The 20,927-nt window shown below is 52.4% G+C and carries 20 protein-coding genes; 5 read left to right on the top strand and 15 right to left on the bottom strand.

Translation table 11 applies throughout. The features are described 5' to 3' along the window. Positions 1 to 270: 270 nt before the first annotated feature. Both ACTNE6_RS15570 and ACTNE6_RS15565 read right to left on the bottom strand, forming a co-directional pair. A complete protein-coding gene (locus tag ACTNE6_RS15570) occupies positions 271 to 840 on the bottom strand; it encodes a hypothetical protein (RefSeq protein WP_442497389.1) in 570 nt (189 codons plus the stop codon). A 483-nt stretch (positions 841 to 1,323) separates the two neighbouring features. Beyond that, positions 1,324 to 2,106, bottom strand: coding sequence for an OBAP family protein (locus tag ACTNE6_RS15565; protein WP_442497388.1), 783 nt, complete (start codon positions 2,104 to 2,106; stop codon positions 1,324 to 1,326). A gap of 728 nt (positions 2,107 to 2,834) precedes the next feature. On the opposite strand from ACTNE6_RS15565, the gene ACTNE6_RS15560 reads away from it, so the two are divergent. Next, positions 2,835 to 3,194 carry a YceK/YidQ family lipoprotein gene (locus ACTNE6_RS15560; protein ID WP_442497387.1) on the top strand — a complete coding sequence of 120 codons (360 nt, stop codon included), beginning with the start codon at positions 2,835 to 2,837 and terminating at the stop codon, positions 3,192 to 3,194. A 424-nt stretch (positions 3,195 to 3,618) separates the two neighbouring features. Here ACTNE6_RS15560 and ACTNE6_RS15555 read toward each other — a convergent pair whose 3' ends face one another. The 9 genes from ACTNE6_RS15555 to nifH all read right to left on the bottom strand — a co-directional run bounded on the left by ACTNE6_RS15555 (position 3,619) and on the right by nifH (position 11,076). Then, positions 3,619 to 3,837 carry a Nif11-like leader peptide family natural product precursor gene (locus ACTNE6_RS15555; protein WP_194971330.1) on the bottom strand — a complete coding sequence of 73 codons (219 nt, stop codon included), beginning with the start codon at positions 3,835 to 3,837 and terminating at the stop codon, positions 3,619 to 3,621. A 55-nt stretch (positions 3,838 to 3,892) separates the two neighbouring features. Next, complete coding sequence (locus ACTNE6_RS15550; RefSeq protein ID WP_442497386.1) at positions 3,893 to 4,891, bottom strand: hypothetical protein; 999 nt, start codon at positions 4,889 to 4,891, stop codon at positions 3,893 to 3,895. A 2-nt stretch (positions 4,892 to 4,893) separates the two neighbouring features. Next, positions 4,894 to 5,670: a 4Fe4S-binding leucine-rich repeat protein gene (locus tag ACTNE6_RS15545; RefSeq protein WP_442497385.1), complete on the bottom strand. Its 777-nt coding sequence runs from the start codon at positions 5,668 to 5,670 to the stop codon at positions 4,894 to 4,896. A 3-nt stretch (positions 5,671 to 5,673) separates the two neighbouring features. Continuing rightward, on the bottom strand, positions 5,674 to 5,940 hold the full coding sequence (locus tag ACTNE6_RS15540; RefSeq protein WP_442497384.1) for a DUF6129 family protein: 267 nt from the start codon (positions 5,938 to 5,940) through the stop codon (positions 5,674 to 5,676). 108 nt (positions 5,941 to 6,048) lie between these two features. Beyond that, positions 6,049 to 6,249: a 4Fe-4S dicluster domain-containing protein gene (locus tag ACTNE6_RS15535; RefSeq protein ID WP_194971326.1), complete on the bottom strand. Its 201-nt coding sequence runs from the start codon at positions 6,247 to 6,249 to the stop codon at positions 6,049 to 6,051. Positions 6,250 to 6,260: 11 nt separating this feature from the next. After that, positions 6,261 to 6,479 carry a putative nitrogen fixation protein NifT gene (gene nifT, locus ACTNE6_RS15530; RefSeq protein WP_331817093.1) on the bottom strand — a complete coding sequence of 73 codons (219 nt, stop codon included), beginning with the start codon at positions 6,477 to 6,479 and terminating at the stop codon, positions 6,261 to 6,263. A gap of 431 nt (positions 6,480 to 6,910) precedes the next feature. Beyond that, positions 6,911 to 8,482: a nitrogenase molybdenum-iron protein subunit beta gene (gene nifK, locus ACTNE6_RS15525; RefSeq protein WP_442497383.1), complete on the bottom strand. Its 1,572-nt coding sequence runs from the start codon at positions 8,480 to 8,482 to the stop codon at positions 6,911 to 6,913. 143 nt (positions 8,483 to 8,625) lie between these two features. Beyond that, a complete protein-coding gene (gene nifD / locus ACTNE6_RS15520; protein ID WP_194972098.1) occupies positions 8,626 to 10,110 on the bottom strand; it encodes a nitrogenase molybdenum-iron protein alpha chain in 1,485 nt (494 codons plus the stop codon). Positions 10,111 to 10,203: 93 nt separating this feature from the next. Next, positions 10,204 to 11,076, bottom strand: coding sequence for a nitrogenase iron protein (gene nifH / locus ACTNE6_RS15515; RefSeq protein WP_442497382.1), 873 nt, complete (start codon positions 11,074 to 11,076; stop codon positions 10,204 to 10,206). A 406-nt stretch (positions 11,077 to 11,482) separates the two neighbouring features. On the opposite strand from nifH, the gene ACTNE6_RS15510 reads away from it, so the two are divergent. The 4 genes from ACTNE6_RS15510 to ACTNE6_RS15495 all read left to right on the top strand — a co-directional run bounded on the left by ACTNE6_RS15510 (position 11,483) and on the right by ACTNE6_RS15495 (position 15,947). After that, a complete protein-coding gene (locus ACTNE6_RS15510; RefSeq protein WP_442497381.1) occupies positions 11,483 to 12,346 on the top strand; it encodes an SIR2 family protein in 864 nt (287 codons plus the stop codon). 231 nt (positions 12,347 to 12,577) lie between these two features. Then, the gene (dmeF, locus tag ACTNE6_RS15505) at positions 12,578 to 13,522 is read left to right on the top strand and encodes a CDF family Co(II)/Ni(II) efflux transporter DmeF (protein WP_194972101.1); all 945 of its coding nucleotides are present in this window, start codon (positions 12,578 to 12,580) and stop codon (positions 13,520 to 13,522) included. 153 nt (positions 13,523 to 13,675) lie between these two features. Continuing rightward, a complete protein-coding gene (locus tag ACTNE6_RS15500; protein WP_442497380.1) occupies positions 13,676 to 14,773 on the top strand; it encodes a tryptophan 2,3-dioxygenase family protein in 1,098 nt (365 codons plus the stop codon). Further along, positions 14,754 to 15,947, top strand: coding sequence for an aminotransferase class V-fold PLP-dependent enzyme (locus tag ACTNE6_RS15495; protein WP_442497379.1), 1,194 nt, complete (start codon positions 14,754 to 14,756; stop codon positions 15,945 to 15,947). Before ACTNE6_RS15500 ends, ACTNE6_RS15495 begins: the two co-directional genes overlap by 20 nt. Before the next feature lie 251 nt (positions 15,948 to 16,198). Here the strand turns inward: ACTNE6_RS15495 and ACTNE6_RS15490 are convergent, their stop codons facing one another. The 4 genes from ACTNE6_RS15490 to ACTNE6_RS15475 form a co-directional block, all read right to left on the bottom strand. Then, positions 16,199 to 16,861 carry a hypothetical protein gene (locus ACTNE6_RS15490; protein ID WP_442497378.1) on the bottom strand — a complete coding sequence of 221 codons (663 nt, stop codon included), beginning with the start codon at positions 16,859 to 16,861 and terminating at the stop codon, positions 16,199 to 16,201. A gap of 186 nt (positions 16,862 to 17,047) precedes the next feature. Then, entirely contained in the window at positions 17,048 to 17,491 is a 444-nt protein-coding gene (locus tag ACTNE6_RS15485; RefSeq protein ID WP_442497377.1) for a DUF1877 family protein, read from the bottom strand. Positions 17,492 to 17,786: 295 nt separating this feature from the next. Beyond that, positions 17,787 to 20,048, bottom strand: coding sequence for a PAS domain S-box protein (locus ACTNE6_RS15480; protein ID WP_442497376.1), 2,262 nt, complete (start codon positions 20,046 to 20,048; stop codon positions 17,787 to 17,789). Positions 20,049 to 20,158: 110 nt separating this feature from the next. After that, positions 20,159 to 20,908 (bottom strand): oxygenase, encoded by a 750-nt coding sequence (locus ACTNE6_RS15475; RefSeq protein ID WP_442497375.1) that lies wholly within the window; start codon positions 20,906 to 20,908, stop codon positions 20,159 to 20,161. Between the last annotated feature and the right edge of the window lie 19 nt (positions 20,909 to 20,927).

The following is a 20,927-nucleotide window of genomic DNA, read 5'->3' as shown; positions in this document are numbered from 1 at the left end:
AACTATCCGGTTTAGCTAAAGCGCACTCATAAGCTTCGCCGCTGGCTGTACAGGTTGTGAGGGGGAATCTGAATGCTACTGGGCAAGCGTCGGGCTTGAAAGAGAAAATTACCTTTTGAAAGCGGGCATTTTGCCCGATGTTGAAAATTTCATTTTTCTTTAAAGTTCAGCACGGCAGGCTGGGTTTTCGCTAAAGCTCCAGCCCAGCCTGCATGACCGTCAACCTCATTCAGGGCTGACGTTGAACGAACATAAGTCGTTTAATCTTTACTACCAGGCTGCTTTCCAGCCAATGCCATAAGAACTGCCAGTGTCTGAAGAATGGCTGACGGAACCTGAGAATTTACCAAATTCACTGCCAACGCCAACCCCTAGCGAGCTATCACCCGTGCTTGGTGAATGTGTAACTGAACCTGAATACTTGTCATGACCAACACCTACACCATATGAGCTATGTCCCGTGTCTAAGGAATGACTGAACGAACCGGAGAGTTTATCGCGTTCGCTGCCCACGCCGAGCTTTAGTGAATTCCCGGTATCCGGCGAATGTTTAACCGAACCTGAATATTGGCCTTGCTGCGCACTTATAGATACGGTTCCATCTTTATTAACATCTAATTTACGTAACGAATCTTCTTTTTTTGATTCAATCCAGCCACCGGTCAATGGTGATGAGCTGGCTTTCGGGCTCTTGTTTACAGTTACTCCGGTAACGACTTTATTTCCATCTTCTTTGGTTGTAGAAACAGGAACATCAACCTCCGCGAAGACGGCATAATTTGTCAAAACCAGTGCTATTGACATAAATACGACGAGGATAGTTTTTTGCAATGTTTTCATAGTCACAGGAAGTTCATTGATGAGTTTGCAAAAGTTTGCTTTAGGTATTTCAATACCCAACCAAACGGCAAAAATTACGCGGCAACCCTAGCCTTTCAGCGGTTCCGGTTCGTTCTGCGTCCGTATCATTCTGCTCCCATGCTGTTCACGCAGATTCAGGCAAAAACACTCGATGCTGCCGCTATCGGGGGCTAAAAATCTTCAGCTCGATAACGCCCCGTTCCAGGATTTTCAGCGATTGCGGAACGAGTCATTCGGAACCATCGTTCGCCCTTGAACTTATCAATATTTCTTTAGGAATAACTTAATTATTTCGTTGAGTACCACAGCTCGGTAGAGACCGGGCTGGTAAAAAGAGACACTTCTGATCCAGCTGTGTTCCGCAAAGCCGAAATTATTTTGTTAGCAAATTCGTTTCGAAACCGCCCATACCGGATTCCCGCTAAAGCTCCAGCACAGCCTGCGCGGGATTTTGAGATGCGGCTATTTCGGACTCGCTGCCTTTTTATCCTCGACGCTGGGCAGCGGGCGTGTCTGCCCTGGAAATTTGCCTTTCAGTGCATCGACGCCGGCCTGTGGCTTGGCTTGGGCCTTTAATTCAGCACGTTCATTACGTTTCTCGTTGGCGCTGACTTTCATATGTTGATCGCGCTTTTCGACCAGGCCGGGCAGGGCTTCACCGTCCTGGTTGAATGACCACTCCAGCGTGGCCTCTCCCAACGGTATTTTGTCGCCGGCTTTTCCAAACGGGGCAGAGTTCCACACGTGCCAGGTCTTGCCGTAACTGTTCATTTTGCCTTTCATCAGCTCCTTTTCCGCTATGCCGGGAATACCGGGCGCAATGAGCAGGCCGGACAGAATCTCGTAATTATGCGGGTGCCAGTATTGTTTCTCCTGCTCGGGCAAGGATTCGAACAACGTTTCCGAAATAATATATTCGATGCCGATCAGGTTCGCCTGCCGGGTATTGCCGTCGAACAGGACGCATTGCGCGAAATCTTCATTAACCTGACGGCAGAAATGGTGGGCCTCCATTTGATGAGCCGGATTGTTTTTATCGGCATGAAAGCCGTCCAGATAGATATTCATGGGCTGCAAAGGCGAGTCGGTCTGTAAAATGGCCGCTCCCGATTCAAGCATCTCGGTTTTCGTTGTCTTTTCCTTGCCGGACGGATGCTGAGGCGCCTCAGTTTTCGGGTTGCAGGCCGTCAGGAGGCCCGCAGAGACAAGCGTCATGAGAGAAACAGAATGAAAGGTGGATGCCATCGTTTTCTCCTTTTGGTTTTCAGCCGCTATCTGTAGCGGATGCTGCACTGAAGGGTAGGAAATACCCGCCGCTTAGTTTCTTAAAAGCCGGATAAAGACAATATTGTCCGGCTATGCCGCAGGACAGCTTGTTGGCAAGTTCTAGTACTCAGTCTGTATTGAGAAGTCTGTAAATAGGCTTGAGGTAAATCCGTCAAGTTAGGATTGACTGAGTACTGGCATTAGCAGCTTTTATCTGCCTGGAGCATTCGATAAGCGCAATCTGCAGTAGTTCCTCATGATTGGCCGCATAGGGACATAAGCAGCCTTGAGGAACACTACTAACTGGGAGCGATGCAGAAACGGCGCACGTCCCGATTTTCTCGGCAGCCCGGAATTTTCAGGCTGACGTAACTCCGGCATTTCGAAGATGCTTATGCCGGAGTTACGCTAAAGTTCCAACTCAGCCCAGATGGCCTTGATCGGATTGAACATCCGGCCAGGAACTTAACATTCACGGCGATATCGCTCTATTTTTAACGGACTGTATCGAACCGAAGGCGACGTTGACAGGTCTCACAAAACAGACAACCGGTTTGAGACGTGTTGCCGGCAAACCGCCCTGGTTCAGGACTGCCGCTTATTGTGCCTTGGTTTGTTGCTTCGGGATGGGAATGCCATCCATCCCATTTCCGTAAGTTCGGCTTATCCACAAGGGTGTCACCTCTATTGATTAGAAGGTAAAAGCGATGAAATCCAACGTTGGAAGATGGGCTGTGGTTGTTTTGCTGAGCATCGACCTATTCGGTTGCTCCAGCGTTCGCGCCAGGAATGAAATCCCCAACCAGGAATGGACAGTCTATCCCGGCCCTCGGAAAGCCGTGGACGAGATGGGGGATATATTCAGCAGCAGGCGCTCGGAGCCGGATTGGATCAAGGGGTTGATAACAGCCATTCTGGTTGTGGACCTGCCTATAACGACTGTCTTCGATACGGTTGTCGTGCCTTATGATGTATATCGCATTTACAACCCCGAGGACTTTGAAAAGACCCGTAAATCATCAGAAGGCCCTGTGGAGAGGAAAGCTGAAGGCAAGGAAGCCGAGTAGGATGCGCACTGCGTACCTGTCAGGCTTGCGGTGCATTGGATGGGCACAGAGTGCAAAAGCTTGCTGGGCAGTCGTATTTTATGGCTAGAACCCGATACGCAAATTTAACACTTCGGTAATCCTTTCCCCCCTAGCGGAAAATACTCTAGGCAGCATTATTTAGGCTGAGGTTATACCTGTTTTCGATGTGTTAGTGTGCATAATAGAATTGGCAGGACTTACGAAAGCCTGTGGGGCGACTGCCAACAGTAGGCGTTCTAGGCAAAGTCGTCCCCACAGTTTTTAAAACCACTTGGTTCGGTGGCTGAACAGGTTTGAGAAACCCTGCATTTCGGAACTGTTTATGCTGGGTTTCCGCTAAAGCTTCAACCTAGCCTACATGGGCGTTTAAAAGAGCGATCACCGGTCGCCCTTGTGGCGCCGTTTAAGCTCTGAGCAGAGCCTTGACCATTCTTTCGGAAAGCTGCTCTGCCGTGAATTGCGGTTCGTTGGGTGGGTACAATTCCACTTCGTCCAGTTCGAAGCCATACTCTTTGGCGAGCCCTAAGATTTCCTTTATTTTCATGCAGGCAAGTAGCTTCTCCTTTAATTCAGGGTCGGCTTTCGCTTTTTCTGAAAATGCCTTGATGTCTGCAATTGCCATTGTATTTTTCTCCTAATCTATTGAAGATGATGATAGTGAGTGCGGGCACTCGGTGTTAAAAATCGTACGAAGCCGGCCCTGAGTAGACGCTGTAGGGCGTTTCTATCCAGTCTTGAAGCACGGCGGCATCGCGTACCGGCAGGTAGGCGAAATCGCCGCTGATGTCCTGAAAGACGGCGGCGCCCGTCTGCGGGGAGACCAGTTGGCCTTTCAGCATGTGGAAGAACCAGGCAAACGGATAGCCGGCCTGCCGGTCGAAGCGCGTCAGCGCGGTGTTGAGGGCTTTGCCTTTCTTGCCGGCGATAGCGTCCAGCCGGGGGAGGTTCTTTTTCTGCGTGTTGATGATTTCAACGCTGATGATTTGTTCGCCGAATCGGCCGATCGTCTGATGGGGGCGAATGAACCAGTCTTCGCAGAACACGGCTTTCTGGCCGGCGCTGCTGCGGTTCCAGTCGTGCAGGAAACGCCGGGCCGGGTGTTCGTCGTTGTGGTATTTATTGATTTCATCCATGAAAACCGGCACGTCAGTTTTACGTCGATAGGTGTAACGGGCCGTACCTATGCTGAATGACTGCAGCCATTCAGGCTCTAAAGGATCAATAAATTCTTCCAGGTCTTCCGGCGGCTTGTGCGGGCTGACCAGCAACCGGTCGGAAACCTCGTGCGTCTTGTCGATTTCCAGCTGAATGAAATCCTCGGCTCTGCGGCCGGTCTGGATGACGATGTATAGCGTATTGCCGATTTGCCGGGTAGCGATCAGGTTCTGTTCCAGTGTATGCTCGATCAAGGTTTGCAAATCGCGGCCGCATTCGATGAAGGTACGCTCGGCCCACTCGATCAGGTTGGCGGCGATGCGTCTGCCATTCCTGTCGACGATGCCGCCTATGCGGTACCATTCGCCGCCGATCGCGGCCAGACGGACAGGATAGTCGGGGATCAGCGCCTGGATTCTAGCCAGCAGGAACTCATCGTCGGGCAGGGCGGTTTTGCAGATTTCTGCAAGCTGATGCCCGTCCAGTTGGGGTTTGTCAGGGTGTAATGGGGGTACGGACATGCTTAAATTTCCGGTTTGTCATTCCCATGCGCTGCCTGGGAGTCATGATTCAATCGTTTCTGTGCGGCCTCGCGGACATCCGGTTCCGGATCGTCCAGCAGACTTGACAAGGCTTCCGGAGGCACGCGCTGGGCGGCCGTATAGCGTACGACCCAGTCGGAATCGTCGAGCAGGAGGACGGCATCGGCGGGATTCATGCGCTCGGCGACGATGCGCCTGACTTCGGGGGCTTCATCGTTCGCCATGAGCCCTAAGCTGACTTCGGGCAGACGTTCGGCGACGAGCTTGCGCACCTGCAGGTCTTCATCGCGGATGAACCGGAACAGGCGGCCCTGCGGCAGCCGCTTGGCAATGGTCAGCCGGACGATATAGTCCGGGTCGTTGGCCATTTTTTCCAGATCCGCGGACGCGATGCGGTCGGCGACGGTCATCCTGACTTCGCGGTCCGGATCGTCGATCAGCGGGTGCAGTTGTGTGACGGGCAGGCGGTAGGCTACCGCACGCCTGACGACTTCGTCCTCGTCATGGATCAGTTCGGCCAGCGCTTTCTGCGGCGCATAGCGTACGGCAATGGCGCGCCGCTCCCAGAATCTGTCGTGCAGGTAATGTTCGGCGTAAGCCGGATTGACGCGGAAAAACCGGTCGATCTGCCGGCCGCTTTCGGCCAGCACGCAGGTATCGCCGGGCATGCAGCGGCCGGCCAGCAGCGTCTTGCCGCGGAAGGGGCACAGGCTGCAGTCGGCGATGGGTAGCGTGACAGGGCTTTCTGTAGCGGACATGATCTAATCGGGGATGATTTCGGCGACGACGATGCCGGTCGCGACTTCAGGGTTGTTGGTCAGGCACAGGCAGTGCTCACGCCCGTCGACCAGGTACAGATTGAAATCGTCGTGCGTCAGCACCGGCTCGTTATTGGGAATGTCGTCGTCCATGCAGTAGGTGAAGTGAATGCCTGGATAGGCTTGCCTGAGTGTAGCAAGTACGCTTTCATTGATTCCCAGTTGGGCGATTTTCCCGGCAATTTCCCGAGTTTGTTCCACCGTTATCATTCCGTAGCTCCCCTAATCGAATCGGATGCGGTCGGTACCGGGCATGGCGCCTGTCGCCAGCCCGATACGCAAAGCCAGTCCCGTGAAATCGCGTTCCGGCACATGGACTTATGCCGTAAGCGGCAAAATGCAGTTGTCTATCGGGCAGACTTTGACGCATTGGGGTTTGTCAAAATCGCCTACGCATTCGGTGCAGGTTCGGGCGTCGATTTTAAAAACGACGGCGCCTTCGCTGATGGAAGTGGTCGGGCAGACCGGCTCGCAGTCGCCGCAGGAAATACAGTCAGCTTCAACTATATACAAGGCCATGGTTAAACTCCTTAATCATCTAAACGTTTTGCGCGTAGGGTAATGGGGAAGGCGGGCGGTGTGTCCATCGGCTCGAAGTAGTATTTCGAGCCGTCGCCGAGCACGACTTCGCCGCCCCATTTGTCGGGGCGGTCGAATTCGATCGATTCGGCCACTTCTTCCAGATCTTTTTTGGGTACATAGAAGACCAGTTTGCCTTCTCCGTTTTTCTTCAACATGACGCTGGGCATCGGGTTCTCCGTTGTTGTGTCGCTTACGCGACTGTTGTTTTAATCGGGTTGTTCGCACCCGAAGGCGAGTTACTTTCTTTTGCGCGGCCAAAAGAAAGTAACCAAAGAAAAGGCCGCCCGATTGCCGCTTGCATCCTGCGCTCCTCACTTTTAACAGGGGTTGCCAAAAGGGACTCCTGTCCCTTTGGCAACGCGCGGCATCCCTGCCGCGCCCCTACGGGCCTGATCTGTTAAAAGCTCCGGTGCTCGGCGCGGCAAACGGGACAGAGTGCCCGTCGTAACATCAGTCAGCACGGTTAGGCATAGCTGGACGGGGCATGTTGCCCCGTTCGAAACGTTTGGCACTTGAGGTTTCAATCGTAGGGTACGCACCGCGTACCGTTTCCAAAGTCTGTTGACTCCGAGAAGGTACGCAATGCGTACCCTACCTATTAACGGATCAAATCGTAGTTGTAATCCGTTGTTCCCATGCCTTTGGTTTCCTTGTCCAGTTGCTCCAGCACGGCATTCACCAGCGTGGTCAGCATGTAGATGGCGCCTTCGTAACCAAGCGTCGTCATTCTGTGCAGGTGATGACGGTCGAAGATCGGGAAGCCGATGCGGATCAGCGGCACTTCATGCTCTTCACCTTTATAAACGGTGTCGCGCTGGATGAATTTGCCGTATGAGTTGCCGATCATGAAGTCCGGTTTGTTCGTGAACATCAAGGAGCGGAAATGCCATAAGTCTCTGCCGATATGCACCTGCGTGTTCACGCCGTAAGGTGAGTCGGCCAGCATTTTGTTCATGGCTTTCTGCCAGCGCTTGCTGGCGTGGTTGCACAGCACGTCGCTTGGTTCAGCGCCCACTTCGAGCAGGAATTTGGTCATGCCCATGACGAAATCGGCATCGCCGTACAGGGCGAATTTCTTGCCGTGCAGCCAGGCGTGCGAGTCGGTCATCATGTCCACCAGACGGCCGCGTTCCAGTTCCAGCGATGCAGGGATCGGCTTGCCGGTCAGTTCGGAGACTTTCATCAGGAACTGGTCGGTCCATTCCAGGCCCATCGGGATGTTGATGGCGGTGGCCGGCTGGTTCCAAGTGGTTTGCACGAACTTCTTGGTTTTTTCCAATTGCCAAGGTTGCAGCAGCAGCGTGTCGATGGCGTTGGGCGCGTCCTTGATCTCGGCTTGCGTGGTGCCGCCCGCGTACATGCGGAAGGTGCCGTCGGCCGGCGTGTCGAGCACTTCGGAAGGATCGCTCAGCAGCGAGTAATCGACGCCCATTTCCTTCATCATGCGGTGCATGACGCGGAAGTTGCCCAGATAGGTTTCAAAACCCGGCACCAGGTTGATCTTACCGTTGGAGCCGACTTTCTTGTCATCCATGTGGTTCAGCGTGAAATAGCGGGCCATGCCTTCGAACATGTTGTCCCAACCGGTGGTATGGCTGCCGACGAAGCTTGGGGTATGTGCGTAAGGCGTCGGGTAATCCTGTTCGACATGGCCGGCGTTCTTGGCGTTGTTGATGAAGGCGTTCAGATCGTCGCCGATGACTTCGGCCATGCAGGTGGTGGATACGGCGATGATGTCGGGCTGGTACAGGGCTTTCGCGTTTTCCAGGCCCGCCATCATGTTTTTCTGGCCGCCGAAAACGGCCGCGTCTTCGGTCATGGAATCGGACACGCAGGCAATCGGCTCCTTGAAATGGCGATTGAAGTAGGTGCGGAAGTAAGCTACGCAGCCTTGCGAGCCATGCACGTAAGGCATGGTTTTCTCAAAGCCCAGTGCGCAGAGTACAGCGCCCAGCGGCTGACAGGCTTTTGCCGGGTTAACGGTCAGGGCTTCGCGGTTGAAATTGAGTTCCTGGTATTCCTTGGTGGTCGTCCACTCGAATACTTCGTCAATTTTTTCCTGAGGGTGGCGTTCTTCGTAAAGCGCGCGTTTATTAGCCAGGTTTTCCTTGTAGTCATCGTTTCTGAACAAAGGATAACTGGGTTGTATGTTTTCGACTTTTTGACTCATAAATAATCTCCTGTGCGCCACTAATCCGTGGACGACATATTGAGAATTGATAGGGTACGCACGCGCACCATTTCCAAATTTTCACGTAGGGTACGCATCGCGTACCAGCGGGTAAGGTACGCAGTGCGTACCCTACCTCCGTATTAGGCGCTCGCCGCCACGGCTACCGCATCGCTTTCAGCCGTTTTCCAGGGCACTTTCACTTGTTTCCAGCAGGGGTTGTTCAAGGTCATGTCCATATCGCGGGCGAAGATGGCGAAGCCGTCATAGCCGTGATAAGGGCCGGAATAATCCCAGGAGTGCATTTGCCGGAACGGGATGCCCATTTTCTGGAAGATGTATTTCTCCTTGATGCCGGAGCCGATCAGGTCCGGCTGGATTTTCTTGACGAATTCCTCGAATTCGTAGCCGGTGACGTCGTCATAGAGCAACGTTGCATTGCCCATTTCCTTGATCGTGCGGTCGTAGTCGTCGTTGTGGCCGAATTCATAGCCGGTGCCGACCACTTCCATGCCAAGGTCTTCATAGGCGCCGATCACATGACGAGGGCGCAGGCCGCCGACGTAGAGCATGACGCGTTTGCCCTGCAGGCGCGGTTTGTACTTGGCGATCACGGCGTCGTATTCGGCCTGATATTTGGCGATGACTTTCTCCGCGCCGGCCTGGATGGTTTCATCGAAGTGCGCGGCGATTTTGCGCAGCGATTCGGCGATTTTGGTCGGGCCGAAGAAGTTGTACTCGATCCAGGGGATGTTGTACTTTTCTTCCATGTGCCGCGCGATGTAGTTCATCGAACGGTAGCAGTGGATCAGGTTCAGTTTTACCCTGGGCGTGTTTTCCATTTCGGCAATGGTGCCGTCGCCGGACCATTGTGCCACGACGCGCAGACCCATTTCTTCCAGCAATGTACGTGAAGCCCAGGCATCGCCGCCGATGTTGTAATCGCCGATAACCGCTACGTCGTAAGGGGAGACTTCATAGCCGATTTCTTTGCCTTCGTTACCGTCGAGAACCCAGTCGCGGATGGCGTCGTTGGCGATATGGTGGCCCAAGGATTGCGATACGCCGCGGAAGCCTTCGCAACGCACCGGAACCACGGGTTTGCCGATTTCCTTGTTGGCTTTTTTGGCGACCGCTTCGATATCGTCGCCGATTAAACCGATCGGGCATTCCGACTGAATGCTGATGCCTTTGTTGAGCGGGAACAGCTCTTCGATTTCATTCATGATCTTCGCGAGTTTTTTATCGCCGCCGAACACGATGTCCTTTTCCTGGAAATCGGAGGTGAAGTTCATGGTGCCGAAAGTATTGACGCCGGTCGTGCCGACGTAATAGTTACGGCGGCCGGCGCGTGAATACTGGCCGCAGCCGACCGGGCCGTGAGAGATGTGGATCATGTCCTTGATCGGACCCCAGACCACCCCTTTTGAACCGGCATAAGCGCAACCGCGGATGGTCATGACGCCGGGTTGGGACTTGCGGTTCGAGGTAATGCATTTGTTCGATTTTTCAAGCGACTGGTCATTGACCGCCAGATGCTTGGCGCGGTCTTTTTTCGCTTGCTCCGGATAGACTTCAAGCACTTCCTGTATGAGCGCTTCGGTCTCTTCTCTTGTCATTGCTGCCATGTTGTTTCTCCTACTTATGCCGTGGGCAATCCCCCAACAGACAAGTTTTAGGACTGGAGAGCGGAGGCACCGCCCTCCAGTATTGCGGGACGGTTACTCTGCTGCGGCCACTACACCGATGATGGATTCATCTTCTTCGTCCATCAGGCCGAATTCCATCATTAATTCTTCCAGTTCATCCATGGAAATCGGATGCGGGATAATGAGGTTCTTGTTATCGCGGATCTTCAGCGCCAATTGGCGGTATTCGTCGGCCTGTTTGGCGTTCGGATCGTATTCGATAACGGTCATGCGGCGGATTTCGGCGCGTTGCACGACGTTGTCGCGCGGCACGAAGTGAATCATCTGGGTGCCGATTTTTTCAGCCAGCGCCATGATCAGCTCATCTTCACGTGCTGTATTGCGAGAGTTGCAGATCAGGCCGGCCAGACGCACGCTGCCTGAGTTGGCGTATTTGACGATGCCTTTGGCGATGTTGTTGGCCGCATACATGGCCATCATTTCGCCCGAACAGACGATGTAAATCTCTTGCGCCTTGTTTTCACGGATTGGCATGGCAAAGCCGCCACACACAACATCCCCAAGAACATCATAAAAAACGAAATCGAGTTCATCATCGTAAGCTCCTTCTTCCTCGAGGAAGTTAATGGCCGTGATTACACCGCGGCCGGCACAGCCGACACCGGGCTCTGGGCCGCCTGATTCAACGCATCTGACGCCGCCGAAGCCGACTTTCATTACATCTTCCAGTTCTAGGTCTTCAACGCTGCCGGCTTCAGCCGCCAGACTCATGATGGTTGTTTGCGCCTTGGAGTGCAGGATCAAACGGGTGGAATCGGCTTTCGGGTCACAGCCCACGATCATCACCTTGTTGCCGGCTTCAGCCAGCGCGGCGACCAGGTTTTGTGTTGTAGTGGATTTGCCGATCCCACCTTTACCGTAAATTGCACATTGACGTAATGCCATGATTTTCTCCTTACATAGAACGTTGTGGTTGATTACGCAAGGGTATAGAGCAAGGGGCGTGCCAATTGGTGAATGTCTTGTTAAGTCATTGATTGCTATGTTTTTAATGAGAATTGCGGCAGGCTGTTTCTGCGTAGTATTGCGGACATTTTGTAGGGTTTATGTAGATTTGTTCACAGAGGTTACAAGGCTGCCTGTAACTCCGTAGGGTACGCAATGCGTACCTTTTTAGCTGGGATTTGTCGGAAATGTCGCGAACAGAACAATCCACAATGAGAAAAAGCTGACATCACGCCATTGGGGAGTGAATTTAAATTATTGTTATTTATGGGTAAAAATTGATTAACAGCAATTGGATTGCTTCTTGCTTAAGTACCGATACACATAAGCCTTAAAGGAGTTAATCATGTCTTCCAATATATTTTCCGAAATATTAAGCGGTCTTTACGAGAATAAAATCGTGCCTTATTTAGGCCCGGGCGTACTTTTCGATGCAAAGAATAAAAAGACCGGCGAGCCGATGCCGGCCGACAGCACCAGCCTGATTCTAGCCATGAACAATGGCCAGCCTATGGCGCCCAAACTCATGTACGAGTTTCCCAGGGCGGCCATGAACCAGGAGTTAAAGCGGGGCAGGAATTTTCTGAGCCAGTTTCTCACCAAGGTCTATGGCGAAACGGAATGGACGCGCGCGGCTTTGCACGACTGGCTGGAAGAGTGGCGGCCGGCTTATGTCATCGACATCAATCGCGATATTCAATTGCAGGACAGTTATAAAGATGACGAGCATACGCTGATCGTGGGTATCGCAAGAATTGCCGCCCAGCCGCATCGCTACAAGCTGTATCATTTCGACGGCAGCGATTATTTCGAGATTCCGCAGGAGCAGGTCGACCCGCGCCTGCCGATTTTATTCAAGCCGATGGGAACGCCTAGGCCCGAGGCCAGCTATATAGCCTCGGATGCCGATTATGTCGATTACATCACCGAGCTGATGGGCGGCTTTGCTATTCCCGAGTTTCTGAAGGAGTACCGCAAGCAGAAGCAGTACCTGCTGATCGGCATGCCTTTGAACCGCGATTCCGAGCGCATGGTCATGAGCGATATTATTTATGGGGCAGCCGAGCCTAAAGGCTGGGTGCTGAATAAAAATCCGACCGACAAGGAAAAGCGCTTCTGCAAGAAAATGGGCCTGGAAATTCTCTATGCCGATGTGAGAGACCTGCTCGATGCCGCCGGTTTTTTGCCGCCTTATAAAAAATCGGCGTAGAAGCGTTTGTAGCGATAGCTTTGCTTAAGCCTTATTGACTAAACCACGAAGGGCCGGAAGCTCTTTGAGGTTTTTGCGCGAACTTCGTGGCGGGCATGTATCCTGAGTTGCATTTATTGGTCTGTCAGGACTTGACGCTGATGCCTGAAAAATTCATAGTGCCTGTTAAATAGTTATCACCGGCATCGGCTGCCGGTTGTTCAGTTTCTCAAAAAAACAGGTATATCAGTAATGCATGCTCGCGCACTTAAACTCTTGCAGCATCATCATGATTTTGCAGTCATTCATAAAAAAGGCGAAAGACGGACCAAACAGGTTCTGGTTCTCACATTCCTGACCATGGTCGTGGAGATTACGGCCGGCACGCTGTTCGGTTCGATGGCGCTGCTCGCCGACGGCTGGCACATGGGCACCCATGTGGCGGCCTTCATGATCACGATCATCGCCTATCGCTATTCGCGCATCCATGCCGACGACGACACGTTCGCCTTCAGCCCCGGCAAAGTGGGTGTTCTGGGCGGATTCGCCAGCTCCATCGCACTGGGTGTCGTGGCCTTGATGATGTTGATCGAATCGGCAGAGCGTCTGCTGAAGCCTCGCATCATCCTATTTGACGATGCTATCGCTATCGCGGCTTTTGGCCTGTTTATCAATCTGATCTGCGCCCTGCTGTTGAAAGAGCACCATTCCCATCATCACGATCATGATCACGCGCATGGCCACCACCATCATGATCAAAATCTCAAAGCCGCTTACATGCATGTGCTGGCTGACGCGCTGACGTCCGTGCTGGCTATTGCTGCGCTGGTGTCGGGAAAGTATTACGGCTGGACCTGGCTGGACCCGGTCATGGGGATAGTCGGCGGGATGATCATTATCCAGTGGTCTTACGGTCTCATGAAAGAGAGCAGCCCGGTATTGATGGATGAAAGCATCGATCCAGGCTATAAAATAGCCGTCAAGAGAAAAATAGAGAGCGATGCCGACAACCGCGTTTCAGACCTGCATATCTGGCGCGTGGGCCCCAAACACTACGCGATCATTTTGTCGGTCGTCTCGCATACGCCCAGGCCGCCTCAATATTACAAGGCGCTGCTGAAGGATTTTCACAGGCTTTCGCATATCACCGTCGAGGTTAATAAATGCTACGGGGATGAATGCATAATCGAGGAATAATTACGCGGGTCGAATTCATTCGATCGGAGATCGCTTCAGAATTCCCGAACAGGAACCTATTCGTTCAGTAAGCGGCCAAAGTTGTAACAATACATGATGCTGGGATTCCGGGCAGCCGGGCCGGGAGTTCCTTAATTTATGGGTAAGGCTTTTATGAAAATCCATCCTCCGCTTTATTACGGCGATTATCTGCAACTGCCTAAAATCCTGAACGCCCAGGCGCCCGAAAGCGCGAAATACGGCGAAGAAGTCCATGACGAGACGCTGTTCATCGTCGTCCACCAGACCTATGAGCTCTGGTTCAAGCAGATTCTGCATGAGCTGAATTCCATCCGCGAGATCATGGCGCAGCCGTTTGTGCCGTCCACGGACCTTTACGTGATCAATGCCCGGCTGGAAAGAGTCACTGCCATTCAGCAGGTTTTGATCGATCAGATTCAGGTCATGGAGACCATGACCACATTGGACTTCATGGAGTTCAGGGATTATCTGGTGCCGGCCTCCGGCTTTCAGAGCCTGCAGTTCCGCCTGGTGGAAGCGGTACTGGGCATCAGGTCCGAACACCGGATGGACATTGAAAAGCAATTCATCAATTCCCGCCTCAAACCGGAAGACAGGCAGGCGCTGGAGAAGGAAGAAAGTAAAGTCGGCATTTTTGAACTGCTGGAGGCATGGCTCGCGCGCATGCCTTTTTCCCGGTTTGAAGACTATGATTTCTGGGGCGAGTACGAGCTGGCCGTACATAAAATGCTCAAACAGGATCATGAGATCATCCTGAACAATCCGGGACTGGACGAGCCTTTGAGGGCGATGGAGCTGAAAAACCTGGAAACGACGCGCGAAACTTTCGCGACGCTGCTGGATGCCGATAAATTTGCCGGGCAGCGGGCACAAGGCCGGTTCAGGCTGTCGCAGAAGGCAATGCTGTCGGCCGTGTTCATTTTTCTGTATCGCGATTATCCTGCGCTGCAGATGCCTTTTGAAATTCTCAGTTCTCTGGTCGAAATCGACGAGAAATTCACGACCTGGCGTTTTCGCCATGCGCTCATGGTGCACAGGATAATCGGCACCAAAATCGGAACCGGCGGCTCTTCAGGACAGGAATACCTGAAATCGACCACGGAAAGAAACCGCGCCTTTCTGGACCTGTTCAATCTGGCGACCTTTCTGATGCCAAAATCCCTGGCGCCGGCGTTGCCAAAGGCCATTAAGGACCAGCTGGATATCGTCTATGACGCCCGCCAATCCTAAACGGTTTTACAGCCGGTTCCTGAAAGGCCATGCCGGCAAATTGCATTTCCGCGCCCATTCCCATCATTTCTGGCCCGATGTCAGCCGTGAAGCCCAGATCGCTTATTGGGACGATTGCGCCGTGCTTAGCGATGAAAAATGGGACAGGATTTTCTCCGAAACGATTCCGAAAACGCAGGACCATATCGCCAAAATCCTGGGGCTGAAAGAGGCGCGGCAAATCGCGCTGGCGCCCAATACCCATGAGCTTTCCGTGCGGCTGCTGTCGCTGTTTCTGGGCAGGAAAAGCTTGAGGGTTCTTACCACAACCAGCGAATTTCACTCTTGGCGCCGGCAGTTTCTGAGATTGATGGAAATTCCTGAGATTACCATTCGCCAGGTCGATACGGCGGATTTTCTTCGGGACAGGGCGGCTTTTCTGGATGATATGCGCTCTGAGCTTGCCAGAGATTACGACCTGGTTTTCCTGAGCCAGGTTTTCTTCGATTCGGGCGGGGCCCTGACGGATGGCGACATTGAATCGCTGGTGGCGGCGGCGCCTGATTCGACGCTTTTTGTCGTCGATGGCTATCACGGTTTCGCGGCCATTCCCTGCAACTTGTCCAGACTGGAAGGGCGAATTTTCTATCTGGGCGGCGGCTACAAATACGGCCAGGGCGGCGAGGGCGTGGGTTTTATGGTCGTTCCGAAAGGCAACTGGCGTCCGGCCGATACGGGCTGGTATGCCGAGTTTGCGCAACTGTCCAGGCCGGCCGGGGGAGAAGTCGGCTACCCGGATGACGGCATGGCCTTCATGGGTTCGACACAGGACCCGAGCGGGTTTTATCGTTTCAACGCCGTCTGGGATTTGTTCGAATCGCAAGGACTCGATATCCGGTGGATTCACAGTTATGTTGCAGGATTGCAAAAGGCCTTTCTTGACAACTTGCCTCAAGCTTTCTGTCAGAATTGGTCGCTGACGCCTTTGTTTGATCCGGTTCCGGACTGGCACGGGCATTTTCTGACTTTCGAGGCGGCTTCTCTGGAAATCGCCGACAAATGCCTGCAAATTCTGAACGATAATGATATTTTGATAGACCGCAGAGGGCCTCGGCTGAGATTCGGATTCGGTCTTTATCAGGATGAGGCCGATGTCATTGAACTCTGCCGGCGCCTTGGGGAATTGACGGAATAATCTCAATAACTGATGTGTAAAATGCTGAATTTGATTTGACCGTTTCAAGCATTCGTTTGGAGGAAATTTAACGGTGATGATCTCAGTTCGGCCAATTTCTACTGGTCTTTGTGCATTTTTCAGCGCCTGCTATAGGTCACAAATTGCTCGCTGAACAAGGAATGTAGCCTGCTGCCGCGCGAGGCGATTGGTGCAAACGACGATGGCTTCAGCGGTCCAATTGACCGGATTGTTAGGCAATGGCATCCGGTTCAATTTGGCACCATATACACCGAAACAGGAACACCTTTCCTCATTTTCCAATCGGCTATGCAGAAATAAAAATCGAAATTGTAATTCTCAAGCAGACACGGTTTTACGATCGCCTTATCTCGCGTAATCCGTTCTCCCTTTTTGGACTCACGTTTAGAAATAATGTCGCCAGTCAAAACATTGAAATCGAGATTAAGGAAATGTGCTCCATGTTCCGGACCTAGATCGGCAGAGTCGTAGGTACTATGAGTCATGCCAATTAATCGCCATTCACCTCGATAGAGTTTGAACTGATGTGTTCCTTGTGTCGTGCTTTCTATCGCTTCGAGGGTGATATATAGACTCCCATTTTTTATGGCCAACTCTACTGCGCCATTGTGATAGCCGGCGGTCTGCGATTCTTGGGCCAGGCGAAAGCTGCCACTTCGATTTTGAAGAAGTACATATAACTTTGGCAGAACTTCGCTATTTGGCTGGTGAGTAACGATGGCTCGATCATCAAAGCCATCACCATCAAGATCTCCTTCTACGACCTGCCATATGGGAGCGGGAGATAGAGTATCCAAGAATTGAGCAACGCTCTGGAATTCTCTTTCAGCAGCGGTAGCACTGATAGTTATGAATAAATACAACAGTCCAATAAGTTTGCAATTGAGGTTCATATTTAGAGTCTAATACTTGAGATTAGCCTTATGACTGCTTCGGACGTGTCGACTGCTCGACTGCAGCGATTTGTTAGCGCCTCTTTGGCTACCGAACCCTACCAGGCGACAAACCCGCTCAGGTCTCATCTGACCCCAAAATTCTAGGCTCCATATTTCGAGCGCAGATGGTCCAACAACTCGTCATCAGGCCAAGTAGAACACTGCTCCCAGATCGTTCTCGGCTGCCTTCGCATAGAACGCCACCAACTTGTCGAATTGCTCGAGAAGATACTCTTCACCGTCGTCGAAAAAGACATCGAGGTGATAGATATTCTCGTCTCCATCAAGCCTCCGAAGCCCCTCCAAGACTTCCTCATGCGACCACCTGGAAAGTCCCTGCTGCTGTTCCTTCACGTGCTTTGGCGTAATGATGGAACAGCCATTGCTGAGGACGCGGTCTATCTGGGCAGTGGCCAGGAAGCCTGTACCGCTCAGAACGTTCGACAGAACATCCCAGGCTGTTTCCACATCAGTGGAATGCAACGATTTGTCCGCCTTCCACACCCACTCATCTATCAGCGAATAGTCCTCGAACATGGCATTGATCTGGTCACGGCTAAAAGACTTGAAAAAAGCGTTCATGCTCATTTGCTCCCCCTTGTCGAAAGCGCTAACAAGTAATTATTATACGGTTTCCCTATATCTTCAGTCTTTCGAGTCATTTCTGCAACAAATCTATGGTATTAGGCAAGGTTGTTAACAGCCTATCATCCTAAAATCGAGTGATAAACAGATCCAGATATTATGGCATGTAGTTGAGATCCATACGAAAAGTATAAATCAGCTGGGGAAACTGGGAGTCCGCTAACTGATAGAGAGCAGACTCTCAATCAATTAATGCGACAGGCAGCAAGGGGTCATGAACCATTCAATGCCTAGCATCCTAACTGCGCCTGAAAATCATCAACGTAATGTCATCTTCGAATGATTCAGTCTGGCTGAATTGTTTCAGCTGTTCGAGCAGGGCTTCAATAATCATTTGAGGAGACTGCTCTGCGTATTGAATCAGAATGTCGTTGACGCGTTTCAGGCCGAAAAATTCTCCCTGGATGTTTTCGGCTTCGGTTATTCCGTCCGTATACAGCAGGATTAGATCGCCTTGCGCAAGCATCGTGGTCTTTTCCTCGAAATCGACCTGTTCCCGTATGCCCAGTATCAGTCCATCGGCGTCAAGCTGCCGGCATTCGGATTCGGAGGGGTTGAACAGCAGGGGCGGCGGGTGTCCGGCATTGGCAAAGCGTAGCTGGTGGCTGCGAATATCGTATTGCAGGTAAAACAAGGTGATGAAGTAGTCCGAATTGTCCAGGTCCTCGTAAAGGAATTTATTGAGGAGCCTTAGCGTCTCGGCCGGTGTTTCCAGCCCGGCGGCGCGCGTCCTGATCGCGCTGCGGGCTTCGACCATGAACAGGGCGGGGCCGATGGAATGGCCCGAAACATCGGCAATGATCATGTCCAGGCGGTCTTCATTGCGGATGAAATAGTCGAAATAGTCGCCGCCGACCTGATTGGCGGGCAGGCAGAAACCGGTGACTTCAAAATGCTCCGATTTGATCGATGACGTCGGCAGCAAGGATGCCTGTATCTGGCGGGCGATTTTGATTTCGCTCTGGGCGATCGCCAGTTTGACCTGGGTCTGGCGGATCTGCTGTTCCGCGGCCTTGCGGTCCGTGATGTCGTGTATGAAGCCGCTGAAAATATAGGTATTGCCCAGCTTCAGGGGGGAAATGCTGAGTTCGACAGGAAATTCGGAGCCGTCGCGGCGCAGGGCCACATGTTCGAACTGGCGATTCAGTAAAGGGCCGACGCCGGTCTGTAAAAAATGTTCTAGGCCTTTCTGATGCGCATTGCGGAACCGCGGCGGGATGATCAAGTCTTTAAGCTGCTGGCCTACCGCTTCATCATGGAGCCAGCCGAACATTTTTTCGGCACGGTGATTCCAGTCCGTGATGAGGCCTTTGTCATCCATGATCACGATGGCGTTGATGGAGCTTTCGATGATCAGGCGCGTGCGCTTCTCGCTGTCGATCAGAGCATCCTGAAAATGTTTCTGGGCGGTAATGTCGCGGTCGACGCCGCGCCATTTGATCAGTTTCCCTTGGGCATTGAACAGCGGCAGGCCGGTCGATTCGGTCAGCACCTCATGACCGTCTTTATGGCGGTAATGGTTGGTCAAGGCGCGGAAAGGCTCGCGCACGGCAACGTAGATCTGTAGGTCGGCTTTATCCCGGTCCGTTAACAGTTCGGTATAGTGTTTGCCGATAACTTCTTCGGGCTTAAAGCCGAGGATCTGGTTGACGGCTGTGCTGCTATAAATGTAATAACCGCCGGGGTCCTGCTCCCACAGCCATTCGCCGGCTATTTCCGCCATTTGCCGGAAACGCTCCTCGCTTTCGCTTAGCGCCAGTTCGGCTTCCTTGCGTAGCGTGATGTCTTCCGCTACGGAGATGAAATGCGTGATTTCTCCCTGCATATTTCTGATGGCGCTGATGTTTTCATAGGCCCAGTAAACCTCGCCGTTTTTCTTTTTGTTTTTGATTTCGCCGCGCCATTCGCCCTTGACAAAAAGCATTTCCCACATGGCCTGATATTGCTCCGGAGAGGTCGCGCCGGATTGCAGTATTCTGGGATTCTGGCCCAGCACTTCGTCCGGCGCGTAGCCGGTAAGCTCGCTGAACTTCGGGTTGATGTATTCAATGCGGCCGCTCGTGTCCGTGATGACGACAGCGCTGGCGCTTTGCTCCAAGGCCCGGTGCATCATGAACAGCTCCTTGTCGATGCGCTTTCTGTCGCTGATATCGTGAATCAGAAGCACGATATTGATGTCTTTTGCATCCTGGTCGGGCAGGACGGACAGCGAAACCAGTGCCTGAATGCTGTTGTGGTCTTTCGTGATGATGTCGCATTCCAGATTCTTGGCCGGGGTTGCGCCGGTCAAACAGGCCTGGACAGTTTGCTCCAATTCCGGGAGTGCTTCGGGGGAATAGACGATATTCAAGGGCTTATCAATCAGTTCTTGTTCGCTGTAGCCTAAAAGAGTCGCTGCGGAAAGATTGATTTTTTTGATGCGCGGCATAAATGCCGCTGCAGAGCGATCCAGCTCAATAATAATGAGATTGAAGTTGAGGCTGTCTATGAGTCGGTGCATTATTATGTTAAGGCTGGTCGGAAGAAAGTGCATGTCTTCCGGATACAAAAGGAATAGCCATTATCGCCATCGAGCGCTTATGCATCCGATTCCTGATGCCGGAGCGGTTTTTAGTCGCTCGGCATGGCAAAAGGCGTTTCAAAAATGTTGTTTTCTTTAGCGCCCAAAAGAATGGCATCCTGTTTGACCTCCTTAATGACAGACGGATCACCGCAGAGAAATAACTGCCAAAGGGACAAGTCTTCAATCGTGCCGAAGGCCATTTCGCTGGTTGACTTTTCAGGCACATCGAGCGCTACGTTAACGGGACTTTTGCCGTGGATGAAATGGGTGTAGCTGAAATTCGGGTATTCCGTCTGCAGCGCCATCAACTCCGGAATCAGATAGTATTCGTCGGGGCTGTGCGTCTGATGAAATAAGCGGATGTCGCCCTTGTGCCCGTGTTTTATCAGCGCATCGCGCAATATGCCGTATAGAGGCGCCAGTGCAATGCCCGTGCCAATCAGCATAATGGGCTGGCTGAGATCGCCGGGCAGATAGAAACAGTCGCCCGATGCGGGACTGATCCTTACCTGATCGCCGACCTGGAGTTCTCCATAAATCCAGGGAATCAGCGCGCCGTGCGATGTCAGGCTGATCTGTAATTCAAGAAAGTCATCGAGTCCCGGTACGCTGGACAGACAATACATGCGCCCGACGCCTTCATTGTTATAGAGCGTCAGGCATTGGCCGGCATAATAGTCATAACCTTCTTCGGGAAGGTACAAGCGTAACCGGATGATCGTGTCATTTAATTGGTCTTTCGCACCCAGATAAGTTCTGATTTTTTTAACGGCTGGTGACACCGCAGGCGTCTTCATTCTTTTTTAGTCCTCATTT

The organism is Methylobacter sp. sgz302048, from assembly GCF_052162025.1.
In the GTDB taxonomy this organism is placed as follows: Bacteria; Pseudomonadota; Gammaproteobacteria; order Methylococcales; family Methylomonadaceae; genus Methylobacter.
Note: the sequence above shows the minus strand (reverse complement) of the source record. Positions and strands in the feature narration are given on the sequence as shown.

What these genes read in the sequence shown, in the direction of transcription:
- ACTNE6_RS15555 (WP_194971330.1), bottom strand. Translation starts at nt 3,837, where the DNA reads ATGGCAATTGCAGACATCAAGGCATTTTCAGAAAAAGCGAAAGCCGAC.
- ACTNE6_RS15485 (WP_442497377.1), bottom strand. Translation starts at nt 17,491, where the DNA reads ATGAGCATGAACGCTTTTTTCAAGTCTTTTAGCCGTGACCAGATCAAT.
- ACTNE6_RS15565 (WP_442497388.1), bottom strand. Translation starts at nt 2,106, where the DNA reads ATGGCATCCACCTTTCATTCTGTTTCTCTCATGACGCTTGTCTCTGCG.
- ACTNE6_RS15550 (WP_442497386.1), bottom strand. Translation starts at nt 4,891, where the DNA reads ATGTCCGTACCCCCATTACACCCTGACAAACCCCAACTGGACGGGCAT.
- ACTNE6_RS15500 (WP_442497380.1), top strand. Translation starts at nt 13,676, where the DNA reads ATGAAAATCCATCCTCCGCTTTATTACGGCGATTATCTGCAACTGCCT.
- ACTNE6_RS15540 (WP_442497384.1), bottom strand. Translation starts at nt 5,940, where the DNA reads ATGATAACGGTGGAACAAACTCGGGAAATTGCCGGGAAAATCGCCCAA.
- ACTNE6_RS15545 (WP_442497385.1), bottom strand. Translation starts at nt 5,670, where the DNA reads ATGTCCGCTACAGAAAGCCCTGTCACGCTACCCATCGCCGACTGCAGC.
- ACTNE6_RS15535 (WP_194971326.1), bottom strand. Translation starts at nt 6,249, where the DNA reads ATGGCCTTGTATATAGTTGAAGCTGACTGTATTTCCTGCGGCGACTGC.
- nifH (WP_442497382.1), bottom strand. Translation starts at nt 11,076, where the DNA reads ATGGCATTACGTCAATGTGCAATTTACGGTAAAGGTGGGATCGGCAAA.
- ACTNE6_RS15480 (WP_442497376.1), bottom strand. Translation starts at nt 20,048, where the DNA reads ATGCACCGACTCATAGACAGCCTCAACTTCAATCTCATTATTATTGAG.
- ACTNE6_RS15490 (WP_442497378.1), bottom strand. Translation starts at nt 16,861, where the DNA reads ATGAACCTCAATTGCAAACTTATTGGACTGTTGTATTTATTCATAACT.
- ACTNE6_RS15510 (WP_442497381.1), top strand. Translation starts at nt 11,483, where the DNA reads ATGTCTTCCAATATATTTTCCGAAATATTAAGCGGTCTTTACGAGAAT.
- ACTNE6_RS15570 (WP_442497389.1), bottom strand. Translation starts at nt 840, where the DNA reads ATGAAAACATTGCAAAAAACTATCCTCGTCGTATTTATGTCAATAGCA.
- nifT (WP_331817093.1), bottom strand. Translation starts at nt 6,479, where the DNA reads ATGCCCAGCGTCATGTTGAAGAAAAACGGAGAAGGCAAACTGGTCTTC.
- ACTNE6_RS15495 (WP_442497379.1), top strand. Translation starts at nt 14,754, where the DNA reads ATGACGCCCGCCAATCCTAAACGGTTTTACAGCCGGTTCCTGAAAGGC.
- ACTNE6_RS15475 (WP_442497375.1), bottom strand. Translation starts at nt 20,908, where the DNA reads ATGAAGACGCCTGCGGTGTCACCAGCCGTTAAAAAAATCAGAACTTAT.
- nifD (WP_194972098.1), bottom strand. Translation starts at nt 10,110, where the DNA reads ATGGCAGCAATGACAAGAGAAGAGACCGAAGCGCTCATACAGGAAGTG.
- ACTNE6_RS15560 (WP_442497387.1), top strand. Translation starts at nt 2,835, where the DNA reads ATGAAATCCAACGTTGGAAGATGGGCTGTGGTTGTTTTGCTGAGCATC.
- nifK (WP_442497383.1), bottom strand. Translation starts at nt 8,482, where the DNA reads ATGAGTCAAAAAGTCGAAAACATACAACCCAGTTATCCTTTGTTCAGA.
- dmeF (WP_194972101.1), top strand. Translation starts at nt 12,578, where the DNA reads ATGCATGCTCGCGCACTTAAACTCTTGCAGCATCATCATGATTTTGCA.